This window comes from Mumia quercus (genome assembly GCF_025506335.1).
In the GTDB taxonomy this organism is placed as follows: domain Bacteria; phylum Actinomycetota; class Actinomycetes; order Propionibacteriales; family Nocardioidaceae; genus Mumia; species Mumia quercus.
In genome coordinates this window covers 137,772-150,436 of the sequence record NZ_JANZYO010000001.1, presented here as the reverse complement: position 1 = coordinate 150,436, position 12,665 = coordinate 137,772, and the positions used below count along the sequence as shown (strand labels likewise).

Sequence of the window (12,665 nt, the reverse complement as noted above, 5' to 3'; positions counted from 1 at the left end):
GTGGCGCCGAGTTGCCAGGATGAGAGACACTGACAAGTGCGTGACACAACATTTCGGTCAAGGAGAACCCGTGGACAACGACGTACTTCGACAGGCACCGCTCTTCTCCGGTCTGGACGACGAGGCCGCTGAGTCGCTCGGTTCGCAGATGTCGGCGACGCGTCTGCGCCGCGGAGAAGTGCTCTTTCACGAGGGCGACGAAGGCGACCGGCTGTACATCGTCACCGACGGCAAGATCAAGCTCGGCCGCAGCTCGGCCGACGGCCGCGAGAACCTCCTCGCGATCCTCGGCCCCGGCCAGATGTTCGGCGAGCTGAGCCTCTTCGACCCGGGCCCGCGCTCGGCGACCGCGACCGCCGTGACCGACTCCGAGCTCAACAGCCTGGGCCACGACGAGCTCACGAAGTGGCTCAACGACCACCCGAACGTGTCCCGCGCGCTCCTCAACCAGCTCGCGTCGCGGCTGCGCCGTACGAACGACGTCGTCGCCGACCTCGTCTTCTCCGACGTGCCGGGCCGTGTCGCCAAGGCGCTCATCGACCTCTCGCAGCGCTTCGGCCGCAAGGCCGACGACGGCATCCACGTGCACCACGACCTCACGCAGGAGGAGCTCGCCCAGCTGGTCGGCGCCTCGCGCGAGACCGTCAACAAGGCGCTCGCCGACTTCGCGATGCGCGGCTGGCTGCGGCTCGAGCCGCGCTCGGTCGTCATCATCGAGCCCGACCGGCTCGCCAAGCGCGCCCGCTGACCCTCGCGAGTCACCGCGCGCACCCTCGCGGTCGGCGTCACCGGCGCGCACGCCTTGCGGCGAGCAGTCGCCGAGAAGCGCGTGCGGCCGGTCTTCAAATCCGTCTACGTCGACGCGGGGGTTCCCGACACGAGGAACCTCCGCGTTCGCGCCGTACGCCTGGTCACGCCCGCGCACGCCATCGTCAGCGACTGCTTCGCCTCGTGGCTGTGGGGCGTCGACACCTTCCGCCCCAGCGACCGCCATCTGCTGACGCCGAGCCTCGTCGTGCCGCACGGCGCCAGCCGCGTACGGGCACCGGGGGTCTCCTGCCGGCAAGCGTTGCTGCCGGATGCCGACGTCGCCGAGATCGACGGCATCCGCGTCACGACACCGATCCGTACGGCGTCGGACCTGCTTCGGAAGATGTGGCGACCGTACGCTCTCGCGGCCGCGGCCTGCTCCGCGCGGAGCTGTTCGCTCTCCACGACCTCGAGGACTACGTCCGTCGGTTGAAGGGGTTTCGAGGGGCACCTCAGGCACGCGAGCTCGTCGGCCTCGTCGATCCAGGCGCTGAGTCACCTGGCGAGTCGTGGCAGCGGCTACGGATCATCGACGCCGGTCTGCCCCGCCCGGCGACACAGCTGCACGTCGTGGACGAGTGGGGTCGCGACAGATGGTTCGACCTCGGATACCGGCACCTGCTGGTGGCCAGCGAGTACGACGGGCGCGAGTTCCACACGACCGACGACGACGTTGCCCACAACGCGACGCGCCAAGGCTATGTCGAGCGGAGGTACGGATGGCGGTTCGTGATCGGGACACGCGAACGGATCATCGGCGATGACGACTCGTTCGAGCAGGAGTTGGGAGCGCTGCTCGGGCTGATCCCGCGTCCCCGCTCTTGGTGACTCGCGGGCGTGCGCGCGGTGACTCGCGGGCTAGTGGTCGCGGAGGTAGGCGAGCTGGGCCTCGACCGACAGCGTGGCGGCGGGCCACAGCGCCTTGTCGACGTCGGCGTACACCGTCCGTACGACCTCGTCGGCCGTCACCGCGCCCCCGTCGACCGCGGCGCGCACCTGCGCCAGACGCTCCTCGCGGTGCGCGGCGTACGCGGCGAGGACGGCGCCGGCGTCGGGGAGGACGGGACCGTGCCCCGGGTACAGACGGACGGGCCCGCCCACCGAGTCCACCGCAGCACGCAGGGCGGCGAGCGAGTCGAGGTACGGCCCGAGGGCGCCGTCCGGATAGGCGACGACCGTTGTGCCGCGGCCGAGGACCGTGTCGCCCGACAGCAGCGCGGAGTCCTCGCGCAGCAGGAAGGATGCCGAGTCCGTGGTGTGGCCCGGCGTCGCGAGCACGTCGAGCCGTACGCCGTCGACCTCGACGACCTCGCCGTCGCGCAGCGGGTCGGCCTCGAGGCACAGCGCCGGGTCGACGGCACGTACGGGGGCCGCCGCCAGCTCGGCGAACCGCGGAGCACCGTCGGCGTGGTCGTGGTGGCGGTGCGTCAGCAGGACGACTCCGACGGGCGCGGCGGCCTCGAGGACGCGACGCAGGTGCGGCTCGTCGAGCTCGCCGGGGTCGATGACGACCGAGCGCGCGCCCGGCCCGGCGTCGGGTGACCGCAGGACCCAGGTGTTGGTGCCGTCCAGGGTCATGTGGCCGGGGTTGTCCTCACGCACGCACGTCGCCCAGGCGCTGACGACGCCTCCGTCGAACCGCTCGGTCATGGCTGCTCCGACTCCAGGTAGAAGGTTCCGTCGATCTCGACCAGCCGCGGCTCGATCGGCACGATCGTCCGCGCGGGAGCCGACGCGAGCGCGGCGTCAGCGGACTCCATCGCGGCGATCTCCTTGCAGGTCACGGCGGTCGGCGGCAGCATCGCCATCTCGCCCGACTCGACCGAGGCGAGCGCCGCGCGCAGCGGCATCCACGAGGCGTGGTCGGCCTCGCCGGTCAGGGTGCCGACCCGCTGACCGTGCGGCATCACCGCGACGAAGAAGCGCGTGTCGTACCGCTTCGGCTCGAAGGCAGGGGTGATCCAGTGCGTCCACGCCGCGAGGAGGTCGGTACGCAGGACCAGCCCCCGCCGCGCGAGGAAGTCCGAGAACGCGAGCGTGTGCGACTCCAGCGCGAGCCGGTCGGACTCCCAGTCGGTGCCGCTGGTGTCCGAGACGAGCGAGCCGGCGTCCGGGCCGGCGAGCAGCACACCCGCTTCCTCGAACGTCTCGCGGACCGCGGCGCACACCAGAGCCCGGGCCGTCGCTGTCTCGCAGCCGAGCCGCTCGGCCCACTGCTCCGGGCTCGGCCCCGCCCACGGGACGTCGCCGTCGGAGTCTCGCGGGTCCACGCCACCGCCGGGGAAGACGTACATGCCGGCCGCGAACGCCATGGAGCGGTGGCGGCGCATCAGGTACGCCTCGACGCCGTCCGCGCCGTCACGCAGCAGCACCACCGTCGCCGCATCCTTGGGCGCGGCGGGGGCCGTACGGGCGGTGGCGGCGTGCTCGGCGAGCGAAGGCGGGACGGGGACCCGCCGGATCATGCGGTCAGCTCGACGACGAGCTCGACCTCCACGGGCGCGTCGAGCGGCAGGACGCTCACGCCGACCGCGCTGCGGGCGTGCGCGCCGGCGTCGCCGAAGACGCCCGCGAGCAGCTCGCTCGCGCCGTTGGCGACCAGGGGCTGCCCCGTGAAGTCGGGCGTGCTCGCGACGAAGACGACGGCCTTCACCACACGAGCGACACGCGACAGGTCACCGCCGGCCTGCGACGCGACGGCCGCGAGCGCATTGAGGGCGCACAGGCGCGCGCACTCGTACGCCTCCTCGCCGGTGACGTCGGCGCCGACCTTGCCGGTCTTGATGAGGGCGCCGTCACGCATCGGGAGCTGACCCGACGTGTAGACGTACGACCCGGTCCGCACGGCGGGCACGTACGCGGCGACCGGCGCGACGACCTCGGGCAGGGCGAGGCCGAGCTCGGCGAGGTTCTCCTCCGGCGTCGGCATCATGCCCCCTGCACCGGGCGCTTGAAGTACGCCACGAGGTTCTCCGGGTTCATCCCCGGGACGATCTGCACGAGCTCCCAGCCGTCGCGGCCGAAGTTGTCGAGGATGGCCTTCGTCGAGTGCACGAGGACGGGCGCTGTCAGGTACTCCCACTGCGTCATGGTCCGACTGTATCCCTCGTGCTCCTTCGGGCCTCGGGGATGGCGGTTACGCTCGACGACGTGGCTGGGGAGAAGCGACTGCACGTCGTGACGGGCAAGGGCGGGACGGGCAAGAGCACCGTGGCCGCCGCTCTCGCGCTGGGCCTGGCCCGCGAGGGCAGGCGGGTGCTGCTGTGCGAGGTGGAGGGACGCCAGGGTATCGCCCAGCTGTTCGACGTGCCCCCGCTCCCGTACGAGGAGCGCCAGGTCGCGGCCTCCGACGAGGGCGCGGTCTACGCGCTGGCGATCGACGCCGAGGAGGCGCTGCTCGAGTACCTCGCGATGTTCTACCGCCTCGGGCGCGCCGGCAGGGCGCTCGACCGGTTCGGCGTGATCGACTTCGCGACGACGATCGCGCCAGGCGTCCGCGACGTCCTCCTCACCGGCAAGGTGTACGAGGCGGTGCGGCGCCGCGAGAGCGACGGCTCCTACACGTACGACGCCGTCGTCCTCGACGCGCCGCCGACCGGGCGGATCACGCGGTTCCTCAACGTGAACAGCGAGGTCGCCGGTCTTGCGAAGGTCGGCCCGGTGAAGCGCCAGGCCGACTCGATCATGACGATGATGCGCTCGCGGCGGACGGCGGTCCACCTCGTGACGCTGCTCGAGGAGATGCCGGTGCAGGAGACGATGGACGCGATCAACGAGCTGACCGACGTCGGCCTCGGGATCGGGCACGTGGTCGTCAACCAGGTCCTCCCCTCGCCCTTGAGCGAGGAGGCCGCCGAGCGGGTCGCGAACGGCGACCTGACCGCGGCCGCCGTCACCCGCAGCCTGCGGCGCGCGGACCTGGAGGTCGACGCCGGTGCCGGGGCGGCGCTCCTCGAGGAGGGACGGCAGCACGTCGGGCGACAGCGGCTCCAGACCCACCAGCGGGCGGTGCTCACCGAGGCCGGCGCGCCGGTGGTGGAGCTGCCGCACCTCGAGGACGGGGTCGACCTCGCGGGGCTCTTCGCGCTGGGGGCCCGCCTCGTCGACGGAGGCGTACGGTGAGCCCCGCGGCGTCGGGCCGTGCGTCGCGCACCGCGCCGAAGCCTCGTACGCCGTCGCGCAGGCGCACCCTCGAGTCCCCTGCGGACGAGCCGGCGCCCGCGCTCGACGTCGACGCGCTCATCGACGACCCGACCACCGAGATCATCGTCTGCTGCGGTTCCGGCGGCGTCGGCAAGACCACCACCTCGGCGGCCCTCGCCCTGCGCGCCGCCGAGCGCGGACGTCGGGTGTGCGTCCTCACGATCGACCCCGCACGCCGGCTCGCGCAGTCGCTGGGCCTCACCGAGCTCGACAACGTGCCGCGGCCCGTGAAGGACGCCGGCGCAGGCGGTGGCTCGCTCGACGCGATGATGCTCGACATGAAGCGGACCTTCGACGAGGTCGTGGAGGCCCACGCCTCGCCGGAGAAGGCCGCGCAGATCCTCTCCAACCCGTTCTACGAGGCGCTGTCGAGCTCGTTCGCCGGGACGCAGGAGTACATGGCGATGGAGAAGCTCGGCCAGCTCCACGCGGAGGCGGTCGCGGGCGGCCCGGGACAGACGCGCCGGTGGGACCTCATCGTCGTCGACACCCCGCCGTCGCGGTCTGCGCTCGACTTCCTCGACGCCCCCGAGCGGTTGTCGTCGCTGCTCGACGGCCGGCTGATCCGCCTCCTGCTCGCGCCGGCGAAGGGTCCGGCGAGGTTGTTCTCCGCCGGCTTCGGCATGGTCACGTCCGCGCTCAACAAGGTGCTCGGCGCGCAGGTCCTCAGCGACGTGCAGACGTTCGTGGCGGCCTTCGACACGCTCTTCGGGGGTTTCCGTCAGCGCGCCGAGGCCACGTACGCGCTCCTGCAGAACTCCGGTACGGCCTTCCTCGTCGTCGCGTCCCCGGAGCCGGACGCGATGCGGGAGGCGTCGTACTTCGTCGAGCGCCTCGGCCAGGAGGCGATGCCGCTCGCGGGACTGGTCGTCAACCGCATGACGGAGCCTGCTCTGCTCCTCGACGGCGACGAGGCACACGCGGCTGCTCGCCGGCTGCGCAGCAAGGCCCGGACGACGGCCGACGACGAGGCCGTGGCCGCGCTGCTCGAGGTGCACGCTCGCGGGGAACGGGTCGCCGAGCGCGAGCGTCGCGTCGTCATGGGCTTCACGGCCGCGCACCCGCGCGTACGGCGGGTCGAGGTGCCCGGGCTCGCGACCGACGTGCACGACCTCGACGGCCTCACGGCGATCGGCGACCTGCTGGGCAGCCCGTCAACGGGCGGCTAGGAAGCCGCTGTCGTCTCAGACGAGGGCGGGCGCCTTCGCGGGCTGGCTCGTACGGGCGGCCTCGAGGAGGGTCCGCCAAGAGGTGACGTTCGGGCGACGGCGCAGCAGGGCGCGGCGCTCGCGCTCGGTCATGCCGCCCCAGATGCCCCACTCGATGTCGTTGTCGAGCGCCTCCGCGAGGCACTCCAGCTTGACCGGGCACGCCCGGCACAGCTGCTTGGCGCGGTTCTGCTCTGCGCCCTTGACGAAGAGTGCGTCCTGCGACTCCTTGCAGACGGCCACGGTGGCCCAAGCTTCGTTCCAGGTCATGATCCGGACACCTTCCCCGAGATGGCATCGACTCTGCTCGTGTGTCCCTAGCCTGACGGTGTCGAAGAACACGTAACAGAGCACCCCGGATGGTTCCGACTAGTCCTTTCGGACTACGGCTTGGTGCGTTTCCGCTGCTCCCGTAACCTGGGGCCCATGAAACTGGGGACCGGTCGGGACGACGAAGGCATGGGTACGGCGCGGGCGATCGGCTCCATGGCGCTGCTCAGCCTCTTTGCCGGCGTTCTCGTCGCCGGACTCGCGATCCCGGTGGCCGCGTTCGTCGGCGTGACGTCCAACAGCGTCGCCCGAGGCTTCGACGAGCTCCCCCTGGAGCTGCGCGAGACCCCGATCCCTCAGCGGTCGAAGGTGCTGGCGGCCGACGGCTCGCTGATCACCTACTTCTACTCCCAGAACCGCCAGGACGTCCCGCTCGAGAAGATCTCGCCGGTGATGCAGCAGGCGGTGGTCTCGATCGAGGACGCGCGATTCTTCGAGCACGGCGCCCTCGACATCAAGGGCACGGTCCGCGCCCTCGTCAACAACGCGACCGACGGCCGCACCCAGGGCGGCTCGTCGCTGACCCAGCAGCTCGTCAAGAACATCCTGATCCAGCAGGCCTCGACTCCCGAGGAGCGCAAGGCCGCGACCGAGGTGACCCCGGCCCGCAAGATCCGCGAGCTCAAGTACGCGATGAGCTACGAGGAGAAGCACAGCAAGCACCAGATCCTCGAGAACTACCTCAACATCTCGTACTTCGGTGATGGCGCGTACGGCATCGGCGCCGCCGCCCGTCACTACTTCTCCGTGAGCGCGGCCGACCTCAACCTGACGCAGGCGGCGACGCTCGCGGGCCTGGTCAAGAACCCGGTCGAGTACGACCCGGTGACGTACCCGGAGAACGCGCTGCGTCGTCGCAACATCGTGCTGTCGGCGATGCAGGCCCAGGGTCTCATCACCCCCGAGGTCGCCAAAACGGCGATGGGTCAGCCGCTCGGCCTCAAGATCACGACCTTCTCCAACGGCTGCGTCAGCACCAAGGCGCCGTTCTTCTGCGACTACGTCCGCCGCTACCTGCTGCAGGACAAGTCGCTGGGCAAGAACGAGGACGAGCGCCTCCACCGGATCGAGACCGGCGGCCTGACGATCAAGACGACGCTGGAGCCGAAGTTCCAGCGCGCCGCCGACAAGGCCGTCACCGGCCGCGTGGCGCCGACCGACAACGCGATCGGCGCGCAGGCACTCGTCGTCCCCGGCACCGGCGCTGTCCGTGCGCTGGCGCAGTCGCGTCCGATGGGCAACAACAAGAAGGCCGGACAGACCTACATCAACTACACCGTGCCCAAGTCGCTCGGCGGCGCCAACGGCTTCCAGGCCGGCTCGACGTTCAAGGTCTTCACGGCCGCGGCGGCGCTCGAGAAGGGCTACCCGACCTCGACGTACTTCAACTCACCGCAGTCGATGAACATCAGCGGGTTCTCGCAGTGCGACGACGACGGTGCGGGCTCGTGGCAGGTCAGCAACTCGACCGGCTCCGGCGGCTTCGACATGACCCGTGGCCTGCGCCAGTCGGTCAACACCTACTTCGCCCAGCTCGAGCGTCTCGTCGGGCTGTGCGCGACCACCAAGATGGCGGCCAAGATGGGCATGCCCGTTCCCGACATCGACGACACCTACCCGTCGTTCACGCTGGGCACGCTCGACGTGAGCCCGCTCGACATGGCGGCCGCGTACGCGACGTTCCCGGCGCGTGGCGAGTACTGCAAGCCGATGCCGATCACCTCGATCACCGGCCCCGACGGCAAGGTCGTCAAGGACTACAAGCCCGCGTGCGACAAGGTCCTCTCGCAGGCGGCCGCCGACTCGGTGAACCAGATCCTGCGCGGGGTCCAGTCGTCAGGCGGGTTCGGTGCCGCGCTGCAGCTCAACAAGCCGTCGGCAGCCAAGACCGGCACCACCCAGAAGAGCCGCGCCGTCTGGTACATGGGCTACACCCCGAAGCTCGTGACGTCGTCGATGATCGCCGGCGCCAACCGCGAGGGGCACTGGAAGTCGCTCATCGGCACCGAGCTCAACGGCACGACGATGTCGTTCAACTCCGTCGGTGGCGCCGCCCTGGCGGGCCCGATGTGGGCCGACACGATGCGTGCGATCCAGGACGACCTGCCGTACGCCACCTTCAACACCCCCGGCAGCCTCGGTGCCGCGCCGTCGGACACGCCTCGTGCCCCGGTCAAGAAGCCGAAGGACGACAAGAAGGGTGACGGCGGCGGTGGCCGCGGCGACAACGACAACGACCGTCCCGGCCGCGGCGGCGGTGGTGGCGGCGGCGGTGGCGGTGGCCGCGGCGACAACGGCGACGACGGCTAGTCCCGTCCGCTGACACGACGACGAGGGGTTGCGCCCAGGCTGGGCGCAACCCCTCGTGTGTCTCGGGAGGACCGTCAGCCGAGCTGCGTACGGACCTCGGCGGCGAGCGCGGCCCCGTCGACGCGGCCCTCCGTACGGGGCTTGAGCAGGCCCATCACCTTGCCCATGCCGCGCATGCCCTCGCCCGCGACGCCGGCCTCGGCGATCGCCTCGGAGACCAGCGCGGACACCTCCTCGGCGCTGAGCTGCTCAGGGAGGTACTCGGCGAGGATCTCGGCCTCCTCGCGCTCCTTCTGCGCCAGCTCCGGACGGTTGCCCGACTCGTACGCCTCGGCGGCCTCGCGGCGCTTCTTCGACTCCGAGGTGATCACCCGCTGCACCTCCTCGTCGGAGAGCTCCTTGGCCTCGGTGCCGGCGGTCTCGGCCCGGCTCACCGCGGTGAGCACCATGCGCAGCGTCGACGCCCGCAGGCTGTCGCGCCCCTTGATGGACGTGGTGAGATCCTGACGCAGACGATCCTTGAGCTCGCTCATCTCCCCATCATCCCCCGGCCGGGCACGCGTCAGCACACCGATTCCCGACCAGCCGTGTGGCACCCTTTCCCCGTGCACACCCTGACGAAGGCCTTCCTCGCGACCACGGCGGTCGGTGCGGGCACCGTGGCGTACGCGTCGCTGTACGAGCGGAACGCGTTCGTCGTCCGCGAGCACGACCTGCCGGTGCTGCCGGCGGGCGCGCCCTCGCTCACGGTCCTCCAGATCTCCGACGTCCACATGACGCCGGGCCAGACGCGCAAGCAACGGTGGCTGCGCAGCCTCGCGGAGTACGAGCCCGACCTGGTGGTGAACACCGGCGACAACCTTGCACACCTCGACACGCTCCCGGCCCTCCTCGACGCCTACCACGACCTCCTCGACGTGCCGGGGGTCTTCGTCTTCGGGTCGAACGACTACTACTCGCCCACGATGAAGAACCCGGCGCGCTACCTGCTCGGCCCCTCGGGTCAGCGTCGCCGCTCGCCGGACCTGCCGTACGAGAGGATGCGTGCGGCGTTCGCCGAGGCGGGCTGGAGCGACCTCAACAACGCGACTGCTCGACTCGACGTCCGCGGCGTGTCGCTGGCCTTCGCCGGGCTCGACGACCCGCACGTCAACCGGGACGACCTGGAGGCGCTGCCGTCGAAGGCCGACCAGTCCGCCGACCTGGCCGTCGCGGTCGTCCACGCCCCGTACCTTCGCGCGATCGACGCCTTCAACGTCGCGGGCTACCCGGTGATCCTCGCCGGCCACACCCACGGCGGACAGCTGCGCGTCCCCGGCATCGGCGCGCTGGTCACCAACTGCGACCTCGACAGACGCCGGGCTCGAGGCCTCCACCAGCACCGTACGGCCGGGCACGAAGCCTCCTGGCTGCACGTCTCGGCGGGGTGCGGGACGTCTCCGTACGCCCCGGTCCGCTTCGCATGCCGACCCGAGGCGACGGTGCTCAAACTGCGTCCGGTAGACTCTCCGAGGAACTGAGCGCGGGACTCTCGCGGAGAGGTTCTGCTCGTACGTCGTACGAGGGCCACGGGGTGTGGCGCAGCTTGGTAGCGCGCGTCGTTCGGGACGACGAGGCCGCAGGTTCAAATCCTGTCACCCCGACAGTGTGCGAAGGCCCCAGGACCATCTCGGTCCTGGGGCTTTCGCCGTCTCGGGTCAGTCGGGGAGCGTGGGCATCGCGAACCCTTCGCCGCGCTTGACCAGCGACGCACGCAGCACGGCCGACGAGCCGTAGCGCTCCCGCACGTCGTCGAGAGCGAGGTCGAGCGACGTCGTGTCGGGCTCCCCGAACGGCAGCTCCAGCTGGACGCCGGTGTCGGCGTCGAACCCGCTCACGGCCACACCCACCAGCGTGCACCCGCGCTCGGCGATCATCGGCGCGGCGACGTCGAGCAGCGAGCGTGCGACGACGAGGAGCCGGTCGGTACGGGCGGTGGGCCGCGGCAGGGTGTGCGAACGGGTGGCGCGCGTGAAGTCGTCGAAGCGCAGCCGCAGCGTGACGGTACGGCCCTCGCGCTCGGCCTTGCGCATCCGGCGGGCGACGCGGTCGACGAGCCCGGCGAGCGCGGCGTCGATGTCGGCCATCTCCTTCGGCCGCCTGCCGAGTGCCCGTTGCGCGCCCACCGAGCGGCGCCGCCGACCGGTCTCGACACGACGCGGGTCCTGCCCGTTGGCGAGCCCGTGGAGGTGGTACGCCGCGGCGCGCCCGACGTACGCGGCGAGGGCGTGCGGGGGCACCGCGGCGAGGTCGCCGATCCTCTCGATGCCCCTCGCCCGCAGCTTCGCGCCCGTCTTCGCTCCGACTCCCCACATCCGCTCGACCGGCAGCGGGTGCAAGAAGGCGCGCTCGCCGTCGACCGGAACAACGAGCAGCCCGTCCGGCTTGGCGTAGGCGCTGGCGACCTTCGCGAGTAACTTCGTCCGCGCGACCCCCACAGTGATCGGCAGCCCGACCTCGTCGCGCACCCGCTCCCGCAGGCGCGCGGCGATCGCCTCCGGGGACCCGACGAGGCGCGCGAGCCCGCCGACCTCCAGGAACGCCTCGTCGATCGAGACCGGGTCGACCAGCGGCGTCGTGTTGCGGAAGATCTCGAAGACGGCCTTGCTCGCCGCGGAGTACGCTTCGAAGCGCGGCGACGCCACTACCGCTCCCGGGCACAGCGACTTCGCCTCGACGATCCCCATCGGGGTCCGGACCCCGTACGCCTTCGCCTCGTAGCTCGCCGCGACCACCACCCCGCCCCCGACCAAAACGGGCCGGCCACGCAGGGACGGGTCGTCACGCTGCTCGACCGACGCGAAGAACGAGTCGAGGTCAGCGTGAAGGATCGTCGCTGCACCGTTCATCGAACATATGTTCGCATATGTCGCTCTCCGAGGCGGCGTGAGAGTCTCAGCGAGCATTCATCCGCCGTACACCCGCCTCTCGCCCGCGCTCCACCGCCCGTGGCGAGGCTCGCCATATGAACGAGCAGATCACCACGATGCGCCGCCCGCGCGTGATCGCACACCGGGGCGCCAGCGCCGTCGCGCCTGAGAACACGCTCGCCGCCATCGCCGCAGCTGTCAGGAAGGGTGCGGACGCCGTCGAGGTCGACGTGCAGGTCACCAGCGACGGCGTGCCCGTCCTCCTGCACGACGACTCCCTCGCCCGGACCACCGACGTCACCCTCCACCACCCGTACCGCGCCACCGCCCCCGTCTCCTTGCTGCGCTACGAGGAGGTCCGCCGCCTCGATGCGGGGTCGTGGTTCGGCCCGGACCACGCCGGCGAGCCGGTTCCGACGCTGGAGCAGGTGCTCGACGCGCTCCGGCCGACCGGGGTCGGACTCCTGCTCGAGATCAAGAACCCGTCGTCGCAGCGTCACCTCGTCCCCCGGGTCGCGGAGGTGCTGCGCGCCTTCTCGCCTGGCGTCGCGGTGGCCGTGCAGAGCTTCGACGCGCACGCGCTGCGCGCGTTCGGGCGCCTCATGCCGGACGTGCCCCGCGGGCTGCTCGTCCGCAGCGCGCCCCGCAACCCGGCGCTCGAGGCGTGGGTCTCGGCGGTGAACCCGTGGCACGGCGCGGTCAGCTCCGCGTACGTCCGCCGCGCCCAGCTCGCCGGGCTCGAGACGTACGTGTGGACGGCGAACTCGCGTGCAGCGATCCGTCGCGCGGCCGACGCGGGCGTCGAGGGGATCATCACCGACCGGCCCGGCAGGGCGCTGTCGGTCCTGCGACGTGACGAGAACGTCGGCGCTGCCCGCTGACGGTGCAGCGGGCG

General features: G+C 71.4%; 15 protein-coding genes and 1 tRNA gene. 9 read left to right on the top strand and 7 right to left on the bottom strand.

The window, feature by feature from the left end; translation table 11 throughout:
* Nucleotides 1-70 precede the first annotated feature (70 nt).
* Genes NYZ95_RS00720 through NYZ95_RS00710 form a run of 3 tightly spaced genes read left to right on the top strand, consistent with a single transcriptional unit; the run spans nucleotide 71 to nucleotide 1,638 of the window.
* Nucleotides 71-748, top strand: a complete 678-nt coding sequence (locus tag NYZ95_RS00720) for a Crp/Fnr family transcriptional regulator (protein ID WP_262847724.1) — start codon at nucleotides 71-73, stop codon at nucleotides 746-748.
* Between the two features lie 54 nt (nucleotides 749-802).
* Nucleotides 803-1,243 carry a type IV toxin-antitoxin system AbiEi family antitoxin gene (locus tag NYZ95_RS00715; protein WP_262847722.1) on the top strand — a complete coding sequence of 147 codons (441 nt, stop codon included), beginning with the start codon at nucleotides 803-805 and terminating at the stop codon, nucleotides 1,241-1,243.
* On the top strand, nucleotides 1,240-1,638 hold the full coding sequence (locus NYZ95_RS00710) for a hypothetical protein (protein WP_262847720.1): 399 nt from the start codon (nucleotides 1,240-1,242) through the stop codon (nucleotides 1,636-1,638). Before NYZ95_RS00715 ends, NYZ95_RS00710 begins: the two co-directional genes overlap by 4 nt.
* 30 nt (nucleotides 1,639-1,668) lie before the next feature.
* Here the strand turns inward: NYZ95_RS00710 and NYZ95_RS00705 are convergent, their stop codons facing one another.
* Genes NYZ95_RS00705 through sp36 form a run of 4 tightly spaced genes read right to left on the bottom strand, consistent with a single transcriptional unit; the run spans nucleotide 1,669 to nucleotide 3,900 of the window.
* A complete protein-coding gene (locus NYZ95_RS00705; RefSeq protein ID WP_262847718.1) occupies nucleotides 1,669-2,460 on the bottom strand; it encodes an MBL fold metallo-hydrolase in 792 nt (263 codons plus the stop codon).
* Nucleotides 2,457-3,275 (bottom strand): NUDIX hydrolase, encoded by an 819-nt coding sequence (locus NYZ95_RS00700; RefSeq protein WP_262847716.1) that lies wholly within the window; start codon nucleotides 3,273-3,275, stop codon nucleotides 2,457-2,459. Before NYZ95_RS00700 ends, NYZ95_RS00705 begins: the two co-directional genes overlap by 4 nt.
* Nucleotides 3,272-3,739 carry a RidA family protein gene (locus tag NYZ95_RS00695; protein WP_262848665.1) on the bottom strand — a complete coding sequence of 156 codons (468 nt, stop codon included), beginning with the start codon at nucleotides 3,737-3,739 and terminating at the stop codon, nucleotides 3,272-3,274. Before NYZ95_RS00695 ends, NYZ95_RS00700 begins: the two co-directional genes overlap by 4 nt.
* Nucleotides 3,739-3,900 carry a Sp36 family protein gene (gene sp36 / locus NYZ95_RS00690; protein WP_262847714.1) on the bottom strand — a complete coding sequence of 54 codons (162 nt, stop codon included), beginning with the start codon at nucleotides 3,898-3,900 and terminating at the stop codon, nucleotides 3,739-3,741. Before sp36 ends, NYZ95_RS00695 begins: the two co-directional genes overlap by 1 nt.
* Before the next feature lie 60 nt (nucleotides 3,901-3,960).
* On the opposite strand from sp36, the gene bagA reads away from it, so the two are divergent.
* Together bagA and bagB are read left to right on the top strand one after the other, a co-directional pair.
* Nucleotides 3,961-4,932 (top strand): ATPase BagA, encoded by a 972-nt coding sequence (bagA, locus tag NYZ95_RS00685; protein WP_262847712.1) that lies wholly within the window; start codon nucleotides 3,961-3,963, stop codon nucleotides 4,930-4,932.
* On the top strand, nucleotides 4,929-6,182 hold the full coding sequence (gene bagB, locus NYZ95_RS00680) for an ATPase BagB (RefSeq protein WP_504923545.1): 1,254 nt from the start codon (nucleotides 4,929-4,931) through the stop codon (nucleotides 6,180-6,182). Before bagA ends, bagB begins: the two co-directional genes overlap by 4 nt.
* A gap of 15 nt (nucleotides 6,183-6,197) precedes the next feature.
* On the opposite strand, the gene NYZ95_RS00675 is transcribed toward bagB, so the two are convergent.
* Nucleotides 6,198-6,491, bottom strand: coding sequence for a WhiB family transcriptional regulator (locus NYZ95_RS00675; protein WP_262847710.1), 294 nt, complete (start codon nucleotides 6,489-6,491; stop codon nucleotides 6,198-6,200).
* 156 nt (nucleotides 6,492-6,647) lie between these two features.
* Between NYZ95_RS00675 and NYZ95_RS00670 the strand changes: the two genes are divergently transcribed.
* The gene (locus tag NYZ95_RS00670; protein WP_262847708.1) at nucleotides 6,648-8,861 is read left to right on the top strand and encodes a transglycosylase domain-containing protein; all 2,214 of its coding nucleotides are present in this window, start codon (nucleotides 6,648-6,650) and stop codon (nucleotides 8,859-8,861) included.
* Between the two features lie 74 nt (nucleotides 8,862-8,935).
* On the opposite strand, the gene NYZ95_RS00665 is transcribed toward NYZ95_RS00670, so the two are convergent.
* Nucleotides 8,936-9,394, bottom strand: a complete 459-nt coding sequence (locus tag NYZ95_RS00665; RefSeq protein ID WP_262847706.1) for a GatB/YqeY domain-containing protein — start codon at nucleotides 9,392-9,394, stop codon at nucleotides 8,936-8,938.
* A 72-nt stretch (nucleotides 9,395-9,466) separates the two neighbouring features.
* Here NYZ95_RS00665 and NYZ95_RS00660 point away from each other — a divergent pair, with 72 nt between their 5' ends.
* Entirely contained in the window at nucleotides 9,467-10,381 is a 915-nt protein-coding gene (locus tag NYZ95_RS00660; protein WP_262847704.1) for a metallophosphoesterase, read from the top strand.
* A gap of 49 nt (nucleotides 10,382-10,430) precedes the next feature.
* A tRNA-Pro gene (locus NYZ95_RS00655) sits at nucleotides 10,431-10,504 on the top strand.
* Nucleotides 10,505-10,558: 54 nt separating this feature from the next.
* Here NYZ95_RS00655 and dinB read toward each other — a convergent pair.
* Nucleotides 10,559-11,749 (bottom strand): DNA polymerase IV, encoded by a 1,191-nt coding sequence (gene dinB / locus NYZ95_RS00650; RefSeq protein WP_262847702.1) that lies wholly within the window; start codon nucleotides 11,747-11,749, stop codon nucleotides 10,559-10,561.
* A gap of 116 nt (nucleotides 11,750-11,865) precedes the next feature.
* Between dinB and NYZ95_RS00645 the strand changes: the two genes are divergently transcribed.
* Nucleotides 11,866-12,651: a glycerophosphodiester phosphodiesterase gene (locus NYZ95_RS00645; protein WP_262847700.1), complete on the top strand. Its 786-nt coding sequence runs from the start codon at nucleotides 11,866-11,868 to the stop codon at nucleotides 12,649-12,651.
* The last annotated feature ends 14 nt before the right edge of the window (nucleotides 12,652-12,665 follow it).